The sequence below is a fragment of the Streptomyces sp. NPDC060000 genome (genome assembly GCF_042737375.1).
GTDB lineage: Bacteria > Actinomycetota > Actinomycetes > Streptomycetales > Streptomycetaceae > Streptomyces.
This window is the reverse complement of the sequence record NZ_JBHWUU010000010.1, coordinates 65,570-89,329: the sequence shown is the minus strand read 5'-3', so window position 1 is coordinate 89,329 and position 23,760 is coordinate 65,570. Positions and strand designations below refer to the sequence as shown.

The window sequence follows — 23,760 nt, the reverse complement described above, 5'->3', positions numbered from 1 at the left end:
AGGGTGCGTCAGATCTTGTCCACTCCTGTTGGGAAAACGAACATAGACGCGCCGCGATGTCCGAATATCAACTCTCTTCGGCGCAACGCCACTTGGCACCCATGGCCCCCGCGGGCATTTTTGGTGACTCCCGTCAGTAGACGTCCCGCACGTACCGCTTGTCGGAGGCGAGCTGCTTCAGGTGGGCCGCCGCCTCCGCCTCGCTCAGGCCGCCGTGCTGAACGGCGACATCGCGCAGGGCCAGGTCGACGTCCTTGGCCATCCGGGAGGCGTCACCGCAGACGTAGAAGTGGGCGCCGTCCTGGAGCCAGGACCACAGCTGGGAACCGTGCTCGCGGATCCGGTCCTGGACGTAGACCTTGGCTCGCTGGTCGCGGGAGAAGGCGGTGTCCAGACGGGCGAGGGTGCCGTCCTCGCGCAGGGCGGCCAGCTCCTGTTCGTAGTAGTGGTCCGTCGCCCGGTGCTGCTCGCCGAAGAACAGCCAGTTGGGGGCCCGGTGCCCGCGGGCCCGGCGCTCCTCGAGGAACCCGACGAACGGGGCCACTCCCGTGCCGGGGCCGACCATGACCATGGGGGTCGCCGGGTCGGCCGGCGGGCGGAAGTGCGGGGAACGCTGCACATGGACCGCGACCTCGGTGCCCGGCTCGGCGTCGGCGAGGAAGGGCGAGCAGACGCCCTGCCGGGGGCGGCCGGCGAGGTTCTCGTACCGCACCACGGAGACGGTGAGCGAGACGAGGTGGGGGTCGGTAAGCGGGCTGGACGAGATGGAGTACAGGCGCGGTTGCAGCCTTCCCAGCAGCTCGGCCCACTCCTGCGCGTCGGCGCGAACCCCGAACTCGGCGGCCACGTCGACGGCCTGGCGGCCCCAGGACCACTTCGCCAGCTCGTCCTTGTTGTCGGGGCGCAGCAGTTTGCGCAGTTCACGCGGGTCGCGGGTGCGGTCGGCGGTGAAGCGCAGCAGGGCCGGGGTGATCCGGGTGATGTCGAGGTGGCGCAGGAAGGCCTCACCGAGAGCGACCTCACCGACGGCGTTCACCTGCACGCGCGCGTGCGCGTCGAGGCCGGTGACGCTCAGCCACTCCGCGACCAGGTGCGGCGAGTTGACCGGCCGCACGGCCAGGGCGTCGCCCGCCTCGTGGACGAGCGGGGTCTCGCTGTCGCGGGTGTCGAAGGTGAAGCGGCGGACCTCCTTGCCGGAACCCGGCAGGCTCAGCAGCCGGTTGCCGGTCAGGCGGGCGGTGACGGGGGCGGGGCGCCTGGTGCGGGGAGGCGCCGGGGCCCTGGTGACGGGGGCCGTCGCGGCGGGAGTCTGCCTGGCGGGGGTCTGCGTGGCGGGGGCAGGGGCGGGTTCCATGACCGTCAGCCGTGCCTGAGCGGGCGAAGGGGCGCCGGCGGGGGCCGAGGACACCGGTCCCGTGGCCTCCGTGGCCTGCTTCAGGGCGGTGGCCACCAGGTCCAGCCAGGCCTCCGCCTCCGTCCCGTAGTCCGGCTCGCAGTCGGTGCGCGGGGCCAGCCGGACCGCGCCGAGCTCGTCCATCCGGCGGTCCAGACGCCGGCCGTGCCCGCAGAAGTCGTCGTACGAGGAGTCACCGAAGGCGAGGACGGCGTAGCGGTGGCCTTCGAGGCGGCCGGTGTCCAGCGCGTCGAGGCCGTCCCAGAACCCGGCGCCGTTGTCGGGGGCGTCGCCGTCGCCGAAGGTGCTGGTGATCAGCAGCAGATCGGCGTCGGAGGGCAGGGAGGCGGGGTCGGCCTCGTCCATGGCGACGAGGGAGGCCGTGTGACCGCCCTCGGTGAGCCGCTCGGCGGTGGTGACGGCGAAGTCCTCGGCGGTGCCGGTCTGGGAGGCCCACAGGATCACCACCCGGCGCGCCGGGGTCCGCGGGGGCTCGGCGGCGGTGCGGGAGTACAGGCCGGCGAGGGTGCCGTTGACCCACAGCGCGTGTTCGGGGCTGAAGGGCGCGTCCGCCGGCAGCACCGGCACGCCGGGGGCGCCGGCCGGGATACCGGCGAGGAACCCGACCAGGTACTGCCGCTCGCGCTCGGTCAGGACCGGCGGCGGGGCCGGCCGCAGACCGAAGACCGCGGCCGCGGAGGGCAGCACGGCGCTCGGGACGAGGACCGCCCCGGACGCCTCCGGCACCGGCGCTCGCATGGACGGCGCGTTCCCGAGCGGGTCCTCGGGCGCCGGGGTCCGCGCCGTCGGCGGCTGCACGGTGACCGGTGTCGACACCTTCGTCAGGGACACCGCGCACACCTTCAGCTCGGGCTGGAAGGACAGCGGGTCGACGGCGTCGCTGGTGACCGCGTTGACGCTGAGGTACTCGCCGAACAGGTCGTTCCAGTGGAACGGCGCGAAGCAGGAGCCCTGCAGCACACGGTCGGTGACGACGGCCGGCAGCACGGCCCGTCCGCGCCGCGAGGCGACCTCGACGGAGTCGCCGTCGCCGAGGCCCAGCGCGGCCGCGTCCTCGGGGTGCACCTCGACGAACGGGCCGGGGTCGAGCTTGTTGAGCTTGGCCACCTTCGCGGTCTTGGTCAGGGTGTGCCACTGGTGCTGGAGGCGGCCGGTGTTCAGGAAGAACGGGTAGTCGTCGTCCGGCATCTCGGCGGGCGGGACGTGCGGACGCGGGTGGAAGACCGCACGGCCGGAAGCCGTGGGAAAGGTGAGCGAGCCGTCGTCGTTCACGTACCGGATCGGGTTGCGGTCGGGGCCGTCGGCGGTGCCGGCCGGCCACTGCACGGGGGTGGCGCGCAGCCGGTCGTATGTCACTCCGCGCAGGTCGTAGCCGGTCTGCGGGTTGTGGGCGCGCTTGATCTCCTCGAAGATCTGCTCGGCGCTGTCGTACGTGAACCCGCTCTCGTACCCCATCGCGCGGGCGACGGCCGCGATGAGCCGCCAGTCGGCCATGGCCTCGCCCGGCGGGTCCGCGGCCGGCCGGGCGAGGGTGAGGTTGCGCTCGCTGTTGATGAGGACGCCCTCGGTCTCGGTCCACAGCGCGCCGGGCAGGACGATGTCGGCGTAGGCGTTCGTCTCGGTGTCGGCGAAGACGTCCTGTGCGACGACGAACTCGGCGGCCTCCAGCCCCTCGATGACCGTCCTGCGGTTGGCGACGGAGGCGACCGGGTTGGTGCAGATGATCCAGCAGGCCCTGATGTCGCCGTCGGCCATCTTCCGGAACATCTCGACGGTGCCCTTGCCGACGCCGTCGGCCCTGATCGTGCCGGGCGCGAGCCCCCACAGCTCCTCGACGAAGGCGCGGTCGCCGTCGACCAGGACGGAACGCTGGCCGGGCAGCCCCGGGCCCATGTAGCCCATCTCCCGGCCGCCCATGGCGTTGGGCTGGCCGGTGAGGGAGAAGGGACCGCTGCCCGGGCGGCAGATCGCACCGGTCGCCAGGTGGAGGTTGATGAGCGCGTTGGTGTTCCAGGTGCCGTGGGTGGACTGGTTGAGGCCCATGGTCCAGCAGCTGGTCCACTCCCCCGCCTCGCCGATCAGCCGGGCGGCCTCGCGCAGGTCGTCCTCCGGTATGCCGGTGATCTCCGCGACGGTCGCGGGCGGGTAGTCGGCGAGGAACTCCGGCATTGCCTCCCAGCCCTCGGTGTACGCGGCGACGAAGTCGGGGTCGGTGTGGCCGCCGTCGTGCAGGAGGCGGAGCAGGCCGTTCAGGAGGGCGAGGTCGGTACCCGGCCTGACCTGGAGGAACAGATCGGCCTTCGCGGCGGTGGCGGTGCGGCGCGGGTCGACCACGATCAGCTTGGCGCCCGCCTTCACCCGCTCCATCATCCGCAGGAACAGGATCGGGTGACAGTCGGCCATGTTGGAGCCGATGACGAGGAAGACGTCCGCCTTGTCGAGGTCGTCGTACGAGCCGGGCGGGCCGTCGGCGCCGAGGGAGAGCTTGTAACCGGTTCCGGCGCTCGCCATGCACAGCCGGGAGTTCGACTCGATCTGGTTGGTGCGCAGATAGCCCTTGGCCAGCTTGTTGGCCAGGTACTGCGCTTCGAGGCTCATCTGACCGGACACATAGAGGGCGACCGCGTCGGGGCCGTGTTCGTCGACGATCGCGCGCAGCCGCCGTGCCGTCTCGGCGATCGCCGCGTCCACGGGGGCGGGCTCCGGTTCCTCGCCGCGGTCCGGGCGGACGAGGGCACCGGTCAGCCGGCCGGGCGCGGCGAGCATGTCGGCGGTGGTCGCGCCCTTGGTGCAGAGCCGGCCGGAGTTCGCCGGGTGCTGCTTGTCACCGGACGCCTTCAGGACCGTACGGCGGCCGTCCGGTCCGCTGCCGATGTCGAGGACCATGCCGCAGCCCACACCGCAGTACGAGCAGACCGTGCGCACCTTGGTCGTGGTCGCGCTGTCGGTCCGCGGGTCCAACGCGGCCACGGGCGCCCCTTTCCTTCTGACGATCGGCCTGGTGAGAGCCTCTTCTGCAAGCCTTAGCGACGGTACGAACCGTGCATTACACAGGTGTCTCCCGGACCGGCCGCCAGGAGTTAAGCCCGGCGCACAGCGGGGGGCGGGCGGGTGTGAGCGGGCGGCCGCCGCCCTGCGTGAGGGCAGGCTGCGCGGGGCCGCGAACGGGCACTTTCGTGTCCACGCGGGGCATGTTCCGTCTCCGCACAGGGGCACACCGGGTCCGCACGAGGCGGGTGCCGGGGCTGTGAGCGGGGGCGTTGCGTCCGGTTCCGGGGCGGACCCTTTGCCAATCACTGATGGCATGGCCGCGTCAAATCTGTCAGGCTTCCGGCAGCCGTCGCGCACCGCCCTCCGGCACACCCACGCCGTCAGGGACAGCCACCGAGCAGGCCGGAAACCCGGCCGCCGCAAAGGAGCCACGCGTGAGACCCACCCCCCGCAAGGCCCTCGCCACGAGCGCACTCGCCCTCGCCGCGCTGGCCGCCGTCTCGCTCCCCGCCACGCCCGCGACAGCCGCGCCGGCGAAGACCGCCCCGGCGCAGGCCTCGACCGCGAAGGCAGCCGCCGCGGCCGACGCCTGCACCCCCGCCCAGGTGGTCACCAACGGTGGCTTCGAGAACGGCACCTCGCCGTGGACCCAGTCCTCGACGAGCGTGATCACCAGCCGCACCGGACAGAGCGCCCACGGCGGCACCGCCTTCGCCTGGCTGGACGGCGTGGGCGGCACCCACACCGACACGCTCTCCCAGAGCGTCACGATCCCCTCCGGGTGCGCCGCCGCCACCCTCACGTTCTGGCTGCACATCGACACCGCCGAGACGACCTCGTCCACCGCGTACGACAAGCTGACGGCCAAGATCGGCACGACGACCCTGGCCACGTACTCGAACCTCGACAAGAACACCGGCTACGTCCAGAAGTCGTTCGACGTGTCGGCGTTCGCGGGCCAGACCGTGAGCCTCGCCTTCACCGGAACCGAGGACTCCAGCCTCCAGTCGAGCTTCGTCCTCGACGACGTCGCGCTCAACACCTCCGGCGACACCGCACCGCCCGCCGACTCCACCCGCACCCCGGCGGCACCGTCGTACACCGTCAGCCTGACCGGCAACACGGCAGGCACGGTCTGGACCGGTCACGAGAGCGCGACCTTCACCAACGCCTCGGCGACCGCGCTCACCGAGGTGTATCTGCGGCTGTGGGACAACTACCACGGCACCTGCACCTCGATGCCGATCGCGGTCAGCAACGTGACCGGCGGCACCGCGGGCGCCCTCTCGGTGGGCTGCACGGCCCTGCAGGTCACCCTCGCCACGCCCCTCACCCAGGGGCAGAGCGCCACGATCGGCTTCGACCTGGGCATCACCGTGCCCAGCGGCGCCGACCGGTTCGGCTACGACGGGTCGTTCAGCTTCATCGGCAACGCGCTGCCCGTGCTGGCGGTGAAGGACGGAGCGGGCTGGCACCTGGACCCGTACACCAACAACGGCGAGTCGTTCTACTCCCTGGCCGCCGACTTCAAGGTGACGCTCGACCACCCGACCACACTGCTGGTGCCGGCCACCGGCACCTCGGTCGACGCCGCCGGTTCCAGCGGCCGCACCGTGACCACGGCGACCGCTTCCAAGGTGCGTGACTTCGCCTGGGCGGCCGGCCCGTTCAGCAAGATCTCCGGCACCTCGACCGCCGGAACCCCGATCAACGTCTACTCCGTCTCCGGCATCAGTTCGGCCAACGCCCAGTCGATGCTCACCACCGCCAAGACCGCCGTGGACGCCCACGCCGCCCGCTTCGGCGCCTACCCGTACGGCGAGTTGGACGCGGTCCTCGACAACAACTTCTGGTTCGGCGGCATGGAGTACCCCGGCTTCGTCCTCGACCTGGTCAGCACCACGGCGCTGACCCACGAGATCGGCCACCAGTGGTGGTACGGGATCGTCGGCGACGACGAGTACAACAGCCCCTGGCTGGACGAGTCGTTCACCGACTACGCCACCGACCTGGCACAGGGCAAGACGGGTACCAGCTGCTGGAGCAGTGTCTCGTGGGCCTCGTCGGCGGAGAAGATCACCAACTCGATGGCCTACTGGGACACCCACTCCTCCCGGTACTCCACCGTCGTCTACGGCTACGGCAAGTGCGCCCTGCACGACCTGCGACGGCTCATCGGCGACACCGCGATGGCCACGTTGCTGAAGGACTACGCCACTGCGCACTGGTACGGCGTCTCGACCACGGCCGAGTTCAAGGCGGCCGCCCAGGCCGCCACGACCACGGACCTGACGTCGTTCTGGACCACCCACCGCATCGAGGGCTGATCCGGCCCCGGCCACCGGCCGCGTGGGGGACGCCGTCCGGCGTCACCCGCGCGGCCGACCCGGCCCAACGGGCGGACGGGGGCGGGGCCGTCACCCGGCCTGTCGGGCGAACGCCTCGTAGGCCCGCTCGTCGAAGAGGACGAACCTGACCTCCTGGACGTTCGTCGGCGTGGCCCGGACCGTCTCCACGGCGATCCGGGCCGCGTCGTCCATCGGCCAGCCGTAGATGCCCGCGGAGACCGCGGGGAAGGCGACGGTGAGGGCGCCGTTCTCGTCCGCGACCCGCAGCGATTCGCGGTAACACGAGGCCAGCAGCTCCGACCGGTCCTCGGTGGCGCTGTACACCGGGCCCACGGTGTGGATCACCCAGCGGGCGTCCAGCGCACCCGCGGTCGTGGCGACGGCCCGGCCGGTGGGGAGGCCCTTGCCGTAGTGCGACGCGCGCAGCCTACGGCAGTCCGCGAGGATCTCGGGGCCGCCCCGGCGATGGATCGCGCCGTCGACGCCACCGCCGCCGAGCAGTGAGGAGTTGGCCGCGTTGACGACGGCGTCCACGGACTGCCGGGTGATGTCCCCCTGGACGAGGGTGATCGTGGTCATGACCGTGTGTATACCAACGGGAACCGCCCGTCCGCTCATCTTTGCTGCCGCAGCCTGCGCCATACGGCCTTCGCCGCGTTGTGGCCGGACATGCCGTGCACGCCCGGGCCGGGCGGGGTGGCCGAGGAGCAGAGGAAGACGGCCGGGTGCGGAGTGGCGTACGGGAACGCCGTCAGCTTGGGACGCAACAGGATCTGGAGTCCGGAGACCGCGCCCGTGGCGATGTCTCCGCCGACGTAGTTGGCGTTGCGGGCGGCGAGTTCGGCGGGGCCCGCGCTCGCACGGGCGAGGACCCGGTCGCGGAATCCCGGGGCGAAGCGCTCCAGTTGGCGTTCCATGGCCTCGGTGAGGTCACCGGTCCAGCCGTTGGGCACATGGCCGTACGCCCAGAAGACGTGCTTGCCGGCCGGGGCGCGGGTCGGGTCGACGACACTGGGCTGCACCGTGATCATGAAGGGCCTGTCGGGCGCCCGGCCCTCCCGGGAGACCGCTCGCAGAGCTGCGCCGATCTCCGCGCTGTCCGCGCCGATCTGCACGGTGCCGGCGGCGCGGGCCTCTTTCGCGGTCCACGGCACCGGACCGTCGAGCGCGTAGTCGATCTTGAAGACGCCGGGTCCGTACCGGTACCCCTCGTAGTAGTTGCCGAAGCCGGCGATGCGGCCGAGCGCGGTGGGCGAGGTGTCGAAGACGTAGGCGCGGGCCGGGGGCAGGTCGTCGAGGCGCTTGACCTCGTAGTCGGTGTGGACGGCGCCGCCGAGGTCCTCGAGGTACGCGGCGAGGGCGTTCGAGAGGGACTGGGAGCCGCCGCGGGCCACCGGCCAGCCGCGGGCGTGCGCGGCGAGGGCGAAGACCAGTCCGATGGCGCCGGTGGCAAAGCCGCTCAGCGGGGCCATGACATGCCCGACGAGACCGGCGAAGAGGGTCTTCGCCCGCTCGTCGCGGAAGCGGCGGGTGAGCCACGTGGACGGGGGCAGACCGGCCAGGCCGAAGCGGGCCAGCGTGACCGGGTCGCGCGGGAGCGCGGTCAGCGGCAGGGACATGAAGTCGCGAACCAGCGCGTCCCACTTGGGCAGGAAGGGCTCGACCAGGCGGCGGTACGCGCCCGCGTCGCGCGGCCCGAAGGAGGCGGCCGTCCCGGCGACCGACCTCGACAGCACGGCGGCACTGCCGTCGAGGAAGGGGTGGGCCATGGGCAGCTCGGCGTGCAGCCACTCCAGGCCGTAGCGCTCCAGGGGGAGCGCACGGAACGCGGGTGAGTTGATCCCGAGGGGGTGCGCGGCCGAGCAGGGGTCGTGACGGAAGCCCGGCAGGGTCAGTTCCTCGGTGCGGGCTCCCCCGCCCACGGTGTCCCGCGCCTCGAAGAGCGCCACGGAGAAGCCGCGCCTGGCCAGCTCCACCGCCGCGGTCAGCCCGTTGGGCCCCGCTCCCACCACGACCGCATCGAGCATCGACGGCACTTCGACCCCTTCGTCAGCCGGTGACCTCCGTAGACCGGTGGCCCCCGCAAGCAGGATATGCCGGGGGTACGACAACATCGGCGGCGCGCCCCCGAAACGTCTCCGAATGCCTCGGGCGGACCGTGCCAGGGGGTGTCCGCGGGGGTGCCTGCGAGGAGGTCCACGGTGATGTCCGCGGTCGTGTCCGCGCCTGATCCGGAGCCTCCGCGGGCCGGATCACCGCGTCAGGGAGCCGGTGCCCGAGAGCAGTTCCACGACCTGCCGGGCCGTCGCCGCGTCCCGGGCCGCCGTGAACGGCAGGGCGTTGCCGCCCGTGACGCGGAACGGCTCGCCGGTGAGGGTGAGGTGGGCGCCGCCCGCCTCCTCGACCAGCAGCAGTCCGGCCGCGTGGTCCCAGGCCGCCTCCCAGGAGAACGCCGTGGCGTCCAACTCGCCCCGGGCCAACGCGAGATACTCGAGCCCGGCCGATCCGCACGCGCGCGGTGCCACCCCGTCCGTCCACAGCGCCAGCAGGGCACGCTTCTGCTCGTCGGTCGTGTAGTCGGGGTGGGAGGTGGCCACCCTCAGGTCCCGGCCCGGCTCGGGCGGGCCGGCGAACAGCCGCTCGCCGTCCAGGAAGGCGCCGCCGCCGCGGACGGCCGTGGCCAGCTGGTCGCGGGCCGGAGCGTAGGTCCAGGAGGCGTGCAGGACGCCGCGCCGGACGAGCGCGACCAGGGTGCAGAAGCCGTCGTCGCCGTGCACGAACTGCCGTGTTCCGTCGACGGGGTCGACGATCCAGACGGGCGCGTCGCCCTGTATCGCCTCGTACGTGGCGGGGTTGGCGTGCACCGCCTCCTCGCCGACGACCACCGAGCCGGGCAGGAGGGCGCCGAGGGCCTGGGTGAGATAGAGCTCGGCGTTGCGGTCGGCGTCCGTCACCAGGTCGTGCGGTCCGCTCTTCTGGTCGACCTCGTGCGCGGCGAGCTGCCGGAAGCGGGGCATGATCTCGGCCGCGGCGGCCTTGCGGACCGCCTCCTCCACGTCGGCCGAGTGGCGGGCGAGAAACTCGTCGATGGTTTCCGTGTCTTCGATCATGCCTCCATGAGAGCACGCCCCACTGACAATCCCCACCTGCCCGGTGCATCCCGGGTGGAATCGGGATGAAGAGCGGGAGGGCGCCCGCCTCGCAGGCGCCTCAGCGACCCACCGCGTAGCCCTGCATCCCGCGCGGGTTCGCGGCCGCCAGCAGGATCCCGGTGCCCGGGTCGCGGGCGACCGCACACAACCGGCCCTCGGACCACGGGTCGCCGACGGTGACGTCATGTCCGCGCCGCCTCAGCTCCTCCACCACCTCCGCCGGCATCCGGGACTCCACGGTGACGCTGCCCGGCCGCATGCCGCGCGGATGGAAGGAACCGGGGAAGCCGTCGTTGTGCCAGTTCGGGGCATCGATCGCGCCCTGGAGGTCGAGGCCGCCGCGCACCCGTGCGCGCAGGGCGACGGCCAGCAGGAAGTGCAGCTGCCACTGGTCCTGCTGGTCGCCGCCGGGCGTACCGAACGCCAGCACCGGCACCCCGTCGCGCAGCGCGATCGAGGGGGTCAGGGTGGTGCGTGGGCGGCGGCCGGGCGTCAGCGAGTTCGGCAGGCCGTCCTCCAGCCAGGTCATCTGGAGCCGGGTGCCGAGCGGGAAGCCCAGCTCGGGCACGACCGGGTTGGACTGCAGCCAGCCGCCGCTGGGCGTGGCCGCGACCATGTTGCCCCAGCGGTCGACGACGTCGAGGTGGCAGGTGTCCCCGCGCGTGACTCCCTCCGGCCCGACCTCCGGTTCGCCGGGCACGGGGGACGCCGGGCCCTTGGCGACCGTCGGCTCGCCGGCGCCCATGGGGCTGAAGCCGGGGTCGTCGGTGGCGACCACGTACGCGTGCGTGCTCAGCCGCGGGGTACGCCCGCCGGGGCCGCCGGGCCGCAGCTCGTAGGAGGCCTTGTCGCCGATCAGCCGCCGCCGTTCCGCGTTGTAGCCGGCGGCGAGCAGCTCGCCCAGCGGGACGTCGGCCGCGTCGCCGTACCAGGCCTCGCGGTCGGCCATCGCGAGCTTGCAGCCCTCGATCAGGAGATGGACGTAGTCGGCGGAGCCGTACGCGGGCAGCTCGGGTGGCAGCAGGGCGAGCTGCTGGAGGAGGGCCGGACCCTGGCTCCACGGGCCGGCCTTGCACACGGTCCAGCCGTTCCAGTCATAGGTCGCCGGCGCCTCGTAGGACGCGGACCAGGCGGCGAGGTCGGCGGCCGTGAGGGTGCCGGTGTGACGTTCCCCGCTGGTGTCCAGGGTGGGCCGGGCGGCCTGCCGGACGAACGCCTCGGCGACGAACCCGGTCCGCCACACCTCTCGCGCCGCCTCAATCCGCGCCTCCCGGTCGCCCGCCCCGGCGGTCTCGGCGAGCAGCCGCTTCCAGGTGGCGGCCAGGGCGGGGTTGCGCAGCAGCGTGCCGGGGCGCGGCGACTTCCCGCCGGGCAGGTACACCTCCGCCGACGAGGTCCACTCCCGCTCGAACAGCTGCCGTACGGTCTCGACGGTCGCGCCGACGTTCTCCACGGGCGCGTGCCCGTGTTCGGCGTATCCGATCGCGTACTTCAGTACGTCGTCCAAAGACTTGGTGCCGTGGTCGCGCAGGAGGAGCATCCAGGCGTCGAACGCGCCGGGGACGGCCGCGGCCAGCGGTCCGGTGCCGGGGACGAGGTCCAGGCCGAGTGCCCGGTAGTGGGAGACCGTCGCGCCCGCAGGCGCCACTCCCTGTCCGCAGAGCACCCGCACCTCGCCCTCGGCCGGGGCGAGGAGGATGGGCACCTCGCCCGCGGGCCCGTTGAGATGCGGTTCGACGACGTGCAGCACGAACGCGCCCGCCACGGCCGCGTCGTAGGCGTTGCCGCCGCCCTCCAGAACGGCCATCGCCGACTGCGAGGCCAGCCAGTGCGTGGAGGACACCATGCCGAAGGTTCCCTGGAGGGTCGGGCGGGTGGTGAACACGGAAAACGCTCCTCGCTGGGTGGCGACAGCCGGTCCGCCGATCGTACGGCCGGCACCGAAGGCCCCTTTTCTCCGCTTACACACCAATGAGTCGGCAATGCCGCAGAAGTGGCACGGCCCTTCGTCACCAGCCGTGCACACAGCGAGTTTTCGCTTCCGCCCCACAGGGAGTCGTGTGACACTGGCGTCCTTGTCCGCACTGCGGACTCCGTCCGCACCGTCCCCCACGAAAGTGCGCTGTGCGCTCACTCCCACTGCCGCTCGCCCTCACCGCACGCCTGACCCCCGTGGCCGTGCTCGCCTGTGCGGGCTGGGCGATGTCGTCCGGCCCGCTCACCGAAACGCAGGACACCGCGGCCAAGGACACGCAGAAGACCCAGTCCGAGAAGTCGTCCGGCCCCTCCTCCACGGCCGTGTCCAAGACGTACTCCGCGGCGCCCGCCCCCTGCACCGGCGTGACCACGAAGACGGTCACCGCACTCGTGCCGGGCGCGAAGACCGCGGGCAAGGAGATCCCGTCGACGGACACCGCCCTGCGCCGCACCTGTTCCTGGAACGCGCTCAAGGGGTTCGACTACCGGTGGCTCGACGTCTCCTTCGAGATCACGGACTCCGATGAGGCGGCACGGAGTTCGTACAAGGAGCGCATCGGCGAGAAGAGCGGCGGCGGAGCGGTTCCTGGGCTCGGTGACGCGGCCTACTCGGTGGTGAACCTCACCACTCAGGACAAGCAGCAGACCCGTGAGGGCATCGTCATCGCCCAGGTGTCCAACGCCCTGGTGATCGTCAACTACAACGGCAGCGACTTCGAGACGAGGAAGGCGCCGAGCACCGACGAGATCAACAAGGGTGCCATCAAGGCGGCGAAGGAAGTGGTCGCCGCCCTGCAGAACGGCAAGAAGAGCTGAACGCCGTACGGGAACGGCCGGAAGAGCCCAGTCGCTCTTCCGGCCGTTCCCGTTCCTGTTCTGGCACCGCGGGTCAGACGGCGTCCCGCTCCTGTTCTGGCACCGCGGGTCAGACGGCGTCCCGCTCCTGCTCCTGCCGTGCGGGCAGCAGCAGCATCAGGGCGAGGTACAGCACCATCGAGGTGCCGAGCCCGACCGCCCAGCCGTAGTCGGCGAGGGTTTCCAGCGCCGGGACCGGCCGGCCGTCGATCAGCGGCTTGAAGCTGGCGCCGCCGACGGCGAGCACTCCGCCGGTCACGAAGGCCGCCACGGCCCGCCAGTTCCAGCCGCCGTCGTACCAGTAACGGCCTCCCGTGCGGTACAGATCGGTCAGGTCGAGCTTGCCTCGGCGCAGGATCCAGTAGTCGGCGATGAGGATGCCGGCGACCGTGCCCAGCAGACCGCCGACCAGCCCGAGCCAGGTGAAGATGTAGCCCTGCGGGTCGGAGTACAGCTTCCACGGGAAGATCAGCACCCCGAGGACACAGGTGGCGAGGGCGCCGGTGCGGAAACTGATCTTCCGGGGCGCGATGTTGGAGAAGTCGAAGGCCGGCGAGACCAGGTTGGCCGCGACGTTCACGGACAGGGTCGCCACCAGCACGGTCACCAGCGCGAACAGCAGGCCGAAGACGTTGTCCGTCTTGGCGGCGAGCTGTACCGGATCCCAGATCGTCTCGCCGTACACCGCCTGGGAACCGGAGGTGACCATCACCGACAGCAGCGCGAACAGCGTCATGGTCGTGGGAAGGCCGAGAGCCTGCCCCCATGTCTGCGCCTTCTGCGACTTCCCGTACCGCGTGAAGTCGGGGATGTTCAGCGACAGCGTCGACCAGAAACCGATCATGCCCATCAGGGACGGCCAGAAGAGCTTCCAGAAGTCGCCGCCCCAGCCGAGCTTGGACGGCTGGTCGAGCAACGGGCCGAAACCGCCTGCCTTGTTGCTCATCCAGATCAGCATCACCAGCGCGCCGACGAGGACGAAGGGCGCCGCCCAGTTCTCGAAGCGGCGGATCGTCTCCATGCCCCGGTAGATGATCGCGACCTGGAGCGCCCAGAAGATCGCGAAGGACAGCCACATCGTCCAGGCGTAGCCACCGATCTTCCCGGCGTCGCTCCAGCCGTTGCCGATCAGCTTCCCGGCGAGGAAGTAGATCGCCTCACCGCCGATCCAGGTCTGGATGCCGAACCAGCCGCACGCCACCAGCGCCCGTACGACGGCGGGGAGGTTGGCGCCGCGGACGCCGAAGGAGGCGCGGGCGAAGACCGGGAAGGGGATGCCGTACTTCGGTCCCGCGTGCCCGGTGAGCAGCATCGGCACCAGCACGATGAGGTTGGCCAGGGCGATGGTGAACACCGCCTGCTTCCAGTCCATGCCGACGGCGATCAGACCTGAGGCCAGCGTCCACGACGCCGTGTTGTGGGCCATGCCGACCCACAGCGCGGAGAAGTTGTACGTGGTCCAGGTGCGCTTCTCCACCGGGACCGGAAGCAGGTCCTCGTTGGCGTAGGGGCCGCTGGGCTGCGGCGAACCAGGGGCGATCTCCACCCGGCCGTCGGCGAGGGTGACTTGAGAGGTCGGCGGTATGGCCGTGGGAGCGGTGTCGGTCATGGGCAGGCCAATCAAACGAGGGGCGGATCCGGAAAGGCCGTGCGGGTCTCCGGCCCCCTCCTCCCGGATGCCGGAGGAGGGGAGAACTGGAGTGGGGGGATGGGGAGTTCGAGCGGTCGCTGGGTTCTTCGTGCGCCGTACGGCGGTCCGGATGCGCGGGTCAGCCGTTGACGGCCGGGATCACCGTCGTGCCGTACGCGTCGATGGTGGCCTCCTGCGCGTCGTGCATGTCGTAGACGGCGAACTGGTCGACGCCCAGCTCACGCAGCGCGGTCAGCTTCTCGATGTGCTTCTCGGCCGGCCCGATCAGGCAGAACCGGTCCACGATCTCGTCGGGCACGAACGCCGTGTCGGGGTTGTCGGCCCGCCCGTGGTGCGAGTAGTCGTACCCCTCACGGGACTTGATGTAGTCGGTGAGTTCGTCGGGGACGGCGGCGGAGTGCTCGCCGTACTTGGAGACGAGGTCCGCCACGTGGTTGCCGACCATCCCGCCGAACCAGCGGCACTGTTCACGCGCGTGGGCGAGCGCCTCGGGCGAGTCGTCCTCGGTGACGTACGCCGGGGCGGCGACGCAGATCTTCACCTCGTCGGGGTCGCGGCCCACGGCGGCTGCGGCGTCCTTGACGGCCTTCACCATGTACTCGGTGAGGTAGAGATCGGCGAGCTGCAGGATGAAGCCGTCCGCCTCCTCGCCGGTCATCTTCAGCGCCTTGGGGCCGTACGCGGCCATCCAGACGGGGAGTCGCGCGTCCTCCTTGATCCAGGGGAACCTGACGACCGTGCCGCCGAGGTCGGCCTCCTGGCCCGAGCCGAGCGCCCTGATGACCTTCATGGCCTGGCTGATCCGGGCGAGCGTGTTCGGGGCGCGGCCCGCGACACGCATCGCGGAGTCGCCGCGGCCGATGCCGCACACCGTGCGGTTGCCGAACATGTCGTTGAGGGTGGCGAAGGTGGAGGCGGTGACCTCCCAGGTGCGGGTGCCCGGGTTCGTCACCATCGGGCCCACCGTCAGCCTGCTGGTGTTCGCCAGGATCTGGCTGTAGATCACGAACGGTTCCTGCCAGAGCACGGCGGAGTCGAAGGTCCAGCCGTAGGTGAAGCCGTTGTTCTCGGCACGCTTCATCAGCTCGACGACCTTCGAGGCCGGCGGGTCGGTCTGCAGGACGAGTCCGAAGTCCATGTGCGCTGCTCCTAGTTGAGGTACTGACAGGTGGAGCGCGGGGTGTAGACGCCGTGACCGGCGTGTCCGGTGTACTCCCGCTCGGTGATGACGGGTTCGCCCCGCGACAGGACCGTCTCGACGCGGCCGGTGAGCCGCTTGCCCTCGTACGCCGAGTAGTCGACGTTCATGTGGTGGGTGTCGGCGGAGACGATCTGCTCGGCGTGCGGGTCGTAGATGACGACGTCGGCGTCGGCGCCCGGAGCGATGGTGCCCTTCTTCGGGTACATGCCGAACATACGGGCCGGGGTGGCGCAGGCGATCTCGATCCAGCGGCGGCGGCTGATCTGCCCGTCGACGACGGCCTGGTGCAGCAGGTCCATCCGGTTCTCGACGCCCGGCAGACCGTTGGGGATCTTCGAGAAGTCGCCCCGGCCGAGCTCCTTCTGGCCCACGAAGCAGAAGGGGCAGTGGTCGGTGGAGACGACCTGGAGATCGTTCGTCCTGAGGCCCTGCCACAGCTTGGCCTGGTGCTCCCTGGGCCGCAGCGGCGTCGAGCAGACGTACTTCGAGCCCTCGAAGTCGGGCTCCGCGAGGTTGTCCGTCGACAGGAACAGGTACTGCGGGCAGGTCTCGCCGAAGACGTTCAGCCCCTCGTCGCGTGCGCGGGCCAGTTCCGCGACCGCCTCCATCGCCGACACGTGCACCACGTACAGCGGGGCCCCGGCGACCTGGGCGAGCCTGATGGCGCGGTGGGTGGCCTCGGCCTCCAGGAGCGCCTTGCGGACCTCGCCGTGGTACCTCGGATCCGTCTCGCCGCGCGCCAGGGCCTGCTCGACCAGGACGTCGATGGCGATGCCGTTCTCCGCGTGCATCATGATCAGTCCGCCGTTCTCGGCGGAGCGCTGCATGGCGCGCAGGATCTGACCGTCGTCGCTGTAGAAGACGCCGGGATAGGCCATGAACTGCTTGAAGGAGGTGACACCCTCCTCCACCAGGTGGTCCATCTCCTTGAGCGTGTCCTGGTTCACGTCGGAGACGATCATGTGGAAGGCGTAGTCGATCGCGCAGTTGCCCTCGGCCTTGGCGTGCCAGGCGTCGAGGCCCTCGCGCAGGCTGTGCCCGACGCTCTGCACGGCGAAGTCGACGATCGTCGTCGTGCCGCCCCAGGCGGCGGCCCGGGTACCGGTCTCGAAGGTGTCGGAGGCGAAGGTGCCGCCGAACGGCAGCTCCATGTGGGTGTGGGCGTCGACCCCGCCCGGGATCACGTACTTCCCGGTGGCGTCGATGACCCTCTCGGCGGTCCAGGCCCCGGCGGCCGGGGTGCCGGAGGCGGCGAGGGCGGCGATACGGCCGTCCTCGATCAGGACGTCGGCGTGGATCTCGTCGGACGCGGTGATGACAAGACCACCCCGGATGACGGTTCGGCTGCTCATGCTCCCTCTCCTGCCGTGTTCAACACTGGTGTCGTGCCTGGTCGGTGCCGCCGGTCCGGCCCCCGTGCACCGGACCGGCGGCGGCCGCGGCCGACTACGGTGCGGTCAGCGGGGGGTAGGCGTCGGGACGGCGGTCCCGGTAGAACTGCCAGCGGTCGCGTACTTCGCGCAGCTTGGCCATGTCGAGGTCGCGGACGACGAGTTCGGTCTCCTTGTCGCTCGCCACCTCCCCGACGAACTGGGCCTCCGGGTCCACGAAGTACGAGGTCCCGTAGAAGTCGTTGTCGCCGAGTTCCTCGACGCCGACCCGGTTGATCGCGCCGACGAAGTACTCGTTGGCGACGGCCGCCGCCGGCTGCTCCAGCTGCCACAGGTACGCGGACAGACCGCGCGAGGTCGCCGACGGGTTGAAGACGATCTCGGCGCCCTCCAGTCCCAGCGCGCGCCAGCCCTCCGGGAAGTGGCGGTCGTAGCAGATGTAGACGCCGACCTTGCCGACGGCCGTCTCGAAGACCGGCCAGCCCACGTTCCCGGGCCGGAAGTAGAACTTCTCCCAGAAGCCCTTCACCTGCGGGATGTGGTGCTTGCGGTACTTGCCGAGGTACGAGCCGTCCGCGTCGATCACGGCGGCGGTGTTGTAGAGGACGCCCGGCTGCTCCTCCTCGTACATCGGCAGCACCAGGACGATGCCGTGCTCCTCGGCGAGGGCCTGGAAGCGCCTGACTACGGGGCCGTCCGGGATCTGCTCGGCGTACTCGTAGAACTGCGGGTCCTGGACCTGGCAGAAGTACGGTCCGTAGAACAGCTCCTGGAAACACAGGACCTGAGCACCCTGCGCGGCCGCGTCGCGGACCGCCTGCTCGTGTACCTGGATCATCGATTCCTTGTCGCCGGTCCAGGCCGTCTGGAAGACGGCGGCACGGATCACTCTGCTCATCGGGACCTCCGGTCGCTCGGTGTACGAGGAGCCTAGGAACCCGGCGAGCCCGCTTTGAGTTGCACGGTGTCACGCCTACGGGCGTCCGGCGTGCCACCGTGTCACGTCTTCCCGGGCCCATGTTTCACCACCGTTTTCCCTGGTCGTTCAGTGTTTCGAGGGTGTTGCCCGGCGCGCGGTCAGCTCTGCTGCGCGTCGTGCGCGAGCAGCGCGATGTGCACCGAGGCGGCCTGTTCGAAGTCGTCGAGGTCCACGCCGAGCCGTCCCTCTATCGCCTCCAGCCGGCGGTACAGCGCGGGCCGGGAGACATGGTGGAGCTGGGCGGTGCGGGACTTGTTGCGGCCGGTCGCCAGATAGGTCCGCAGCACGGCGAGCAGGTCCTCCCCGGCCGCGCAGAGCAGCCCGTCCAGCTCCCGCTCGGCGAAGGACTGCACATGCGGGTCGTCCCGCAGCAGCCGGACCAGCCCGCGCAGATGTACGTCCTTCAGTCGGACCACGGCCGGGAGGTCCAGGGCTGCCGAGGAGTCGGCCACGGCGTCCGCGACATGCTGGGCCTCGCGCAGCCCGGCGGACACGTCGTCCCAGACGATGCGCGGGTCGGCCGCCGCGACGACCGTACGGCTCTCCCCGGACTCGGTCCGCAGCCGGGCGGCGAAGTGCGCGGCGAGGGCCCCGGCGTCCTGGTCGCGGGCGAGGCTGAGCAGTACGGCGGTGGCCCCGTCGGCGAGCTCGGCGACCAGCCCGGGAAGGCCCAGCAGGCGCAGCATCCGCTCGAGTTGGACGGGATCGCCGTCACGGACGACCAGCGGGACGAAGGTGCGCCGGTTGACGGGGAGTCCGGCCGCCCGGGCCCGGGGCAGCAGTTGCCGCGCCGGTACGACGCCGGAGACCAGGTCGGTGAGCAGGCTCTGCGCGGACTGCTCCTCCCAGGTGTGGGCGGACGTGCCGCCGAGCATGCGGTGCAGGACGAGGGCCTCGGCCGCCCGGTCGGCGAGCAGCCGTCCGCCGGCGGTGTCGCCGCGGTGGCCGCAGAGCATGATCTGTCCCCACCGTTCGCCGCGTCCGCCCAGCTCGGCGCGGATCCAGCCGTCGCCCTCGCTGCCGCCGGCCTGGCGGGCGATGCGCTCCCAGTCCCGCAGCACGTCGTCGACCGCCGACCGCTCCCCCGCCGTGGCGAGCACCCGGTGGGCGAGGTTGGTGACGACGACGGGACAGGCGGCGTGCTGGGCGATCACGTCGAGCAGCAGCTGGAGCGGGGCGCCCGCGGTGATCAGTCCCGTGAGGGCGGTCCGTACGGCCTCCGACAGGCTGACGGCGGCGAACTTCCGCCGGACCAGCCGGGACTGCACCTCCTCCGTCAACTCGGCGAAGGGGAAGGGCCGGTGGAGCACGACCATGGGCAGCCCGCACCGCTCGGCGGCGCGCCGCATCACGTCCGGCGGGGCGGGGAACGCCCGTCCCAGGCCCAGCACCACGGCCGCGGCCTCCGCGCGGTGCAGGGACTGGATGTACTCGGTCTGCGCGTTCTCGTCACCGGCGAGCAGCACTCCGGTGGTGAGGACCATCTCGCCGCCGCTGAGCATCACGCCGACGTCCGCGGCCTCGGCGACGTGCACCCAGCGCACCGGCCGGTCGAGCTGCCCCGCGCCGGCCACCACCTCGGGCTCCCCGGCCAGCACCCTTTCCAGGGCCAGGACCTGACGGACCGACAGGGCGGGTTCCAGGGGCTCTACGGGCCCCCAGGACTCCAGGGTGAGGGTCATGGTGTCGTGTTCCCTTGCTCAGACCTGCGCTACTGCGTGCTCCTCAGCGCGCCTTCGAGGATCGTGGCGCCTTCCTCGGCCTCCGCCACGGTCAGGGACAGCGGCGGGGCGAGGCGCAGGGCGCTGGTGTCGTGGCCGCCGCCCTTGCCGATCAGCAGCCCTCCCGCGCGAGCCGCCTCCAGCACCGCGGCCGCCCGGTCGGGGTCCGCCCGGTCGGTGCCGGGCCTGGTCAGCTCGACGCCGATCATCAGCCCGCGCCCGCGCACCTCCCGTACCCCCGGGTCCTGCGCGGCAACGGCCCGCAGCCGCTCGATGAGCAGGCCGCCGACCCGCCGGGCGTTGCCCTGGAGGTCGTGTTCCAGCAGGTAGGAGAGGTTGGCGAGGCCCGCCGCCATGGTGACCTGGGTGCCGCCGAACGTGGAGATGCTGTTGGCGTCCAGACAGTTCATGATCTCGGCACGGGCGATGACACCGCCGATGGACATGCCGTTGCCGATGCCCTTGGCGAAGGTGACGATGTCCGGCGGGCCGCTGCGGCCGTGTGCCTGCCAGCCCCAGAAGTGCTCGCCGGTGCGGCCCCAGCCCGTCTGCACCTCGTCGGCGATCCACAGGATGCCGTGGGCGTCCAGCACCTCACGGAAGGCCGCGTACAGCCCGTCCGGCGGTGAGGTGAACCCGCCGACGCCCTGGATGGGCTCGGCGATCAGGGCCGCGGGCGCGCGGGTGTGCCCGAGCAGGTCCTTCAGGTCCGCGACGCAGGCGTCGATGAACTCCGCGTCGCTGAGCCCGGCGAAGGGACCCCGGCCACGCACGCCGCCGTGCACGTACAGCGTCTGCAGGGGGGACAGCGAGGTCGGCGACCAGCCGCGGTTGCCGGTGATGCCGACCGCGCTGAAGGAACGGCCGTGGTAGCTGTTGCGCATCGCGAGGACGGTGTTGCTGCGCCGGAGGGTGGTGGCGAGCAGCAGTGCCGTGTCGTTGGCCTCGGTGCCCGAGGTGGTGAAGAAGACCCGGGCGTCGGGGATGCCGCTGACGTGGGCGATGCGCTCGGCGAGTTCGACCATGGGCCGGCTGAGGTAGAGCGTCGACGAGTGGATGATCCGCCCGGCCTGCTCGCTCACCGCCTTGGTGACCTCGGGCAGCGCGTGCGCGGTCATGGTGGTGAGGATGCCGCCGAAGAAGTCGAGGTACTTGTTGCCCTCCGCGTCCCAGACGTGCCGGCCCTCGCCGTGGGTGATCTCCAGCGGGTCCTCGTAGTAGAGGGCGAGCCAGTCGGGCAGGACGCGCCGGTGACGGGCGTGGAGTTCGCTCATGGCCGTACCAGCCCGTCGTAGGCGTCGGGACGGCGGTCGCGGTAGAAGGCCCACTGCTGCCGGACCTCCTCGACCAGGTCGAAGTCGAGGTCGCGGACCACGAGTTCCTCGTCCTTGTCGCTCGCGACCTCGCCGACGAACTTCCCTCGCGGGTCGACGAAGTACGACGTCCCGTAGAAGTCGTTGTCCCCGTACTCCTCGACGCCGACCCGGTTGATCGCGGCGACGAAGTACTCGTTGGCGACCGCGGCCGCGGGCTGCTCCAGCTGCCAGAGGTGGGAGGAGAGGCCGCGGTGGGTGGCGGACGGGTTGTAGACCAGTTGGGCGCCGTTGAGACCGAGCTGCCGCCAGCCCTCCGGGAAGTGCCGGTCGTAGCAGATGTAGACGCCGACCTTGCCGACGGCCGTGTCGAAGACGGGCCAGCCGATGTTGCCGGGCTTGAAGTAGTACTTCTCCCAGAAGCCCTTCACCTGCGGGATGTGGTGCTTGCGGTATTTGCCGAGGTAGGAGCCGTCGGCGTCGATCACGGCAGCGGTGTTGTAGTAGAAACCGGACTGCTCGATCTCGAAGACCGGCACGACGACGACCATGCCCGTCTCGCGCGCGAGCTCCTGCATACGACGCACGGTCGGCCCGTCGGGCACCGGCTCGGCCCAGCGGTAGTGCTCCGGCTCCTGGACCTGACAGAAGTAGGGAGCGTTGAAGACCTCCTGGAACCCGATGATCTTCGCGCCCAGGCGGGCCGCCTCGCGGGCGTGCTCCTCGTGTTTCGCCACCATGGACTCGGTGTCGCCGGTCCAGGTGGCCTGGACGAGTGCGGCACGTACGACGTTGGCCATGAGCTGCTCCTTCGACGGGACGTCAGAGCCTCTACGCCCGTAGACGAAGGTCGTAGAGGGACGAACGTAAGCCTCCGGGACGGGCTTGCCAAGACCATCGTCGTTAACCCGCCGAGTCGATCGCGTTTCACACTCCGGTGGGGCAGTCGCGGGGCGTACGGCGTAAGGGGCGGCCCGGGTCAGGCGGTGAAGCCTGCCACCCGCAGGGCGTGCACCAGGTCCCAGTGGCGTTCTTCCGAGACGCTCCGGGCGGCCTCCAGCAGGAGCGGGACGAGGGTCTGCGGGGCCGGGGCGACGCTGCGGGCGGCCTCCTCGGGGGTGCGGACCCGTACGTAGGCGTCGAGGAGTGCGCGGACCTCGCGCCGCCGGCCGTCCTCGGCCAGGCCGAGGACGGCCTGGCCGATCTCGGTGGCCGGCCGGGCGACGCCCTGGCGCAGGATCTGTTCGCCGTCGGCCGTACGCCCCACCGCGACCAGCGCGTCGGCCGCGGCGACGAGCCGGTCGGCGGGGAGGGAGGCGGCCTCCCAGAGCAGGGTGGTCCAGTCGGCGCTGAGCCCGGCGCGCTGGAGTTCGGCCGCGAGCAGCGGGATGCGGGCGGCCGGCCAGTACGCGAGCTCGACGAGCAGGGCGTGTGCCTCGCCGCTGCGGCCTTCGCCGCGCAGCCGCACCAGCCGCTCCACCGTCTCGACGGTCTCCCGCCGGGCCGCCGCGTCCAGCGGCTCGCGCTGCGGATCGGGCTGCCGCTCGGGCTTCTCCACGGCGGCTCCGGCGAAGCGGGCGCCGCGCGGGGTGCGGCGCCCGGCCGGGGCGGGCGCGGGTGCCGCGGGCCGGTCGTCGGACGGTACGGCGACGGAGGCGACGTCCTCGTCCTCGGCCAGGCCGGCGAAGCGGGCGCTGCCCCGGCGGCGCTTGCGCTGCTTGGGGACGGCGGCCGGGGCGGGGGTGTCCTCGGCGGGCACCGGCCGGGACGCGGAGCCTCGAGCCGCCGATGCCTCGGCACCGCCGTACGCACCGCCCGTGGGACCGGCCGCAGGCCCGGCACCGCCGTACGCACCGCCCGTAGGACCGGCCGCAGGCTCGGCACCGCCGTACGCACCGACCGTGGGCTCGGGGTTGCCGTAGCCGGACGGGGGGCCGTATGCGCCGGCCGTGGGGCCTTCCGTGGACTCGGCGGCGTCGTGACCGGCCGGGGCGTCGTATGCGCCGGCCGTGGGGCCTTCCGTGGAGTCGGCGGCGCTGTAACCCGCGGCGGCGTCGTACGCACCGACCGTAGGACCGGCCGAGGCCTCGGCAGCGCCGTGACCGGCGGGGGCGTCGTATGCGGGGTCGGCGGTGGGATGCCGGGCGGGGCCCGGGTTGGTGCGCGGGGCGTGTGCCCGGTTCGTGCCGGGTGCCGGGAGCCGGTCCGACTCGGCCATCCGGTGCCGGAGTTCGGCGCACCGGGCGGTGGCCCGCTCGTGGTCGTCCTGAGCCCAGGCCAGGTCCAGACGGATGGCGTCAGCCTCTTCCCGCGTGGCCGCGGACGAGAGCCGGCAGCCCAGTTCGGCCAGCCGTTCGACGGCGTAGCGCTGTTCGCGGAGCATCACGTCGAGGCGGTCCCCGAGGGCGTCGCGGCCGCCGGGCCGGGCGTCGTGGGCGACGAGTGCGGCGGCGTGCAAGGGCCTTACGTGTTCCGCCTGTTGTGCGGCGACCGCGCTTCCGTACTCGGCTGCGAGGTCCTGGAGCACCGCCTCCACCACGTCCCAGGGCGGCACCTCGCGTCCTTCCAGGCAGGCCCGCATGCCGTCGGGATCGCGTTGCCAGAACACCGCGCACCAGCCGGCGCCCTGGTCGAGGCGCGACAGCAGTCCGCTCAGGTGGTTCGTGAACTCCCGTACGCTGCGCGGGAGTTGATCCACTGCCATCGCTCGACTCCCGCCCAGACCGGAACGCTCCAGTTCGTAGAAAACACCAGCTGTGTTACAGCG

General features: G+C 71.6%; 15 protein-coding genes. 2 read left to right on the top strand and 13 right to left on the bottom strand.

Features of this window, described 5'->3' with window-relative positions; genetic code table 11:
- Window positions 1–133: 133 nt before the first annotated feature.
- Window positions 134–4,300, bottom strand: a complete 4,167-nt coding sequence (locus ACFWBB_RS08300; protein WP_385268488.1) for a molybdopterin-dependent oxidoreductase — start codon at window positions 4,298–4,300, stop codon at window positions 134–136.
- A gap of 539 nt (window positions 4,301–4,839) precedes the next feature.
- Between ACFWBB_RS08300 and ACFWBB_RS08295 the strand changes: the two genes are divergently transcribed.
- Window positions 4,840–6,732 carry a M1 family aminopeptidase gene (locus ACFWBB_RS08295; RefSeq protein ID WP_385268397.1) on the top strand — a complete coding sequence of 631 codons (1,893 nt, stop codon included), beginning with the start codon at window positions 4,840–4,842 and terminating at the stop codon, window positions 6,730–6,732.
- 90 nt (window positions 6,733–6,822) lie between these two features.
- Here the strand turns inward: ACFWBB_RS08295 and ACFWBB_RS08290 are convergent, their stop codons facing one another.
- From ACFWBB_RS08290 to ACFWBB_RS08275, 4 genes are all read right to left on the bottom strand, one after another.
- Window positions 6,823–7,332 (bottom strand): O-acetyl-ADP-ribose deacetylase, encoded by a 510-nt coding sequence (locus ACFWBB_RS08290; protein WP_385268395.1) that lies wholly within the window; start codon window positions 7,330–7,332, stop codon window positions 6,823–6,825.
- A gap of 35 nt (window positions 7,333–7,367) precedes the next feature.
- On the bottom strand, window positions 7,368–8,780 hold the full coding sequence (locus tag ACFWBB_RS08285) for a phytoene desaturase family protein (RefSeq protein ID WP_385268393.1): 1,413 nt from the start codon (window positions 8,778–8,780) through the stop codon (window positions 7,368–7,370).
- 225 nt (window positions 8,781–9,005) lie between these two features.
- Entirely contained in the window at window positions 9,006–9,863 is an 858-nt protein-coding gene (locus tag ACFWBB_RS08280) for an inositol monophosphatase family protein (RefSeq protein ID WP_385268391.1), read from the bottom strand.
- Window positions 9,864–9,963: 100 nt separating this feature from the next.
- A complete protein-coding gene (locus tag ACFWBB_RS08275) occupies window positions 9,964–11,790 on the bottom strand; it encodes a gamma-glutamyltransferase family protein (RefSeq protein ID WP_385268389.1) in 1,827 nt (608 codons plus the stop codon).
- Window positions 11,791–12,029: 239 nt separating this feature from the next.
- Here ACFWBB_RS08275 and ACFWBB_RS08270 point away from each other — a divergent pair, with 239 nt between their 5' ends.
- Window positions 12,030–12,698, top strand: a complete 669-nt coding sequence (locus ACFWBB_RS08270; RefSeq protein WP_385268387.1) for a hypothetical protein — start codon at window positions 12,030–12,032, stop codon at window positions 12,696–12,698.
- Window positions 12,699–12,807: 109 nt separating this feature from the next.
- Here the strand turns inward: ACFWBB_RS08270 and ACFWBB_RS08265 are convergent, their stop codons facing one another.
- From ACFWBB_RS08265 to ACFWBB_RS08230, 8 genes are all read right to left on the bottom strand, one after another.
- On the bottom strand, window positions 12,808–14,346 hold the full coding sequence (locus ACFWBB_RS08265; protein ID WP_385268385.1) for an NCS1 family nucleobase:cation symporter-1: 1,539 nt from the start codon (window positions 14,344–14,346) through the stop codon (window positions 12,808–12,810).
- Between the two features lie 160 nt (window positions 14,347–14,506).
- The gene (locus ACFWBB_RS08260) at window positions 14,507–15,526 is read right to left on the bottom strand and encodes a TIGR03842 family LLM class F420-dependent oxidoreductase (protein ID WP_385268383.1); all 1,020 of its coding nucleotides are present in this window, start codon (window positions 15,524–15,526) and stop codon (window positions 14,507–14,509) included.
- A gap of 11 nt (window positions 15,527–15,537) precedes the next feature.
- Window positions 15,538–16,941, bottom strand: a complete 1,404-nt coding sequence (hydA, locus tag ACFWBB_RS08255) for a dihydropyrimidinase (protein WP_385268381.1) — start codon at window positions 16,939–16,941, stop codon at window positions 15,538–15,540.
- Window positions 16,942–17,035: 94 nt separating this feature from the next.
- Complete coding sequence (locus ACFWBB_RS08250) at window positions 17,036–17,878, bottom strand: nitrilase-related carbon-nitrogen hydrolase (RefSeq protein ID WP_385268379.1); 843 nt, start codon at window positions 17,876–17,878, stop codon at window positions 17,036–17,038.
- Window positions 17,879–18,057: 179 nt separating this feature from the next.
- Window positions 18,058–19,641: a PucR family transcriptional regulator gene (locus ACFWBB_RS08245; RefSeq protein ID WP_385268377.1), complete on the bottom strand. Its 1,584-nt coding sequence runs from the start codon at window positions 19,639–19,641 to the stop codon at window positions 18,058–18,060.
- A 29-nt stretch (window positions 19,642–19,670) separates the two neighbouring features.
- Window positions 19,671–20,954, bottom strand: a complete 1,284-nt coding sequence (locus ACFWBB_RS08240; RefSeq protein ID WP_385268375.1) for an aspartate aminotransferase family protein — start codon at window positions 20,952–20,954, stop codon at window positions 19,671–19,673.
- Complete coding sequence (locus ACFWBB_RS08235; protein ID WP_385268373.1) at window positions 20,951–21,793, bottom strand: nitrilase-related carbon-nitrogen hydrolase; 843 nt, start codon at window positions 21,791–21,793, stop codon at window positions 20,951–20,953. The genes ACFWBB_RS08240 and ACFWBB_RS08235 overlap by 4 nt, the downstream gene beginning before the upstream one ends.
- A 179-nt stretch (window positions 21,794–21,972) precedes the next feature.
- On the bottom strand, window positions 21,973–23,697 hold the full coding sequence (locus tag ACFWBB_RS08230; protein ID WP_385268371.1) for a hypothetical protein: 1,725 nt from the start codon (window positions 23,695–23,697) through the stop codon (window positions 21,973–21,975).
- Window positions 23,698–23,760: the final 63 nt, after the last annotated feature.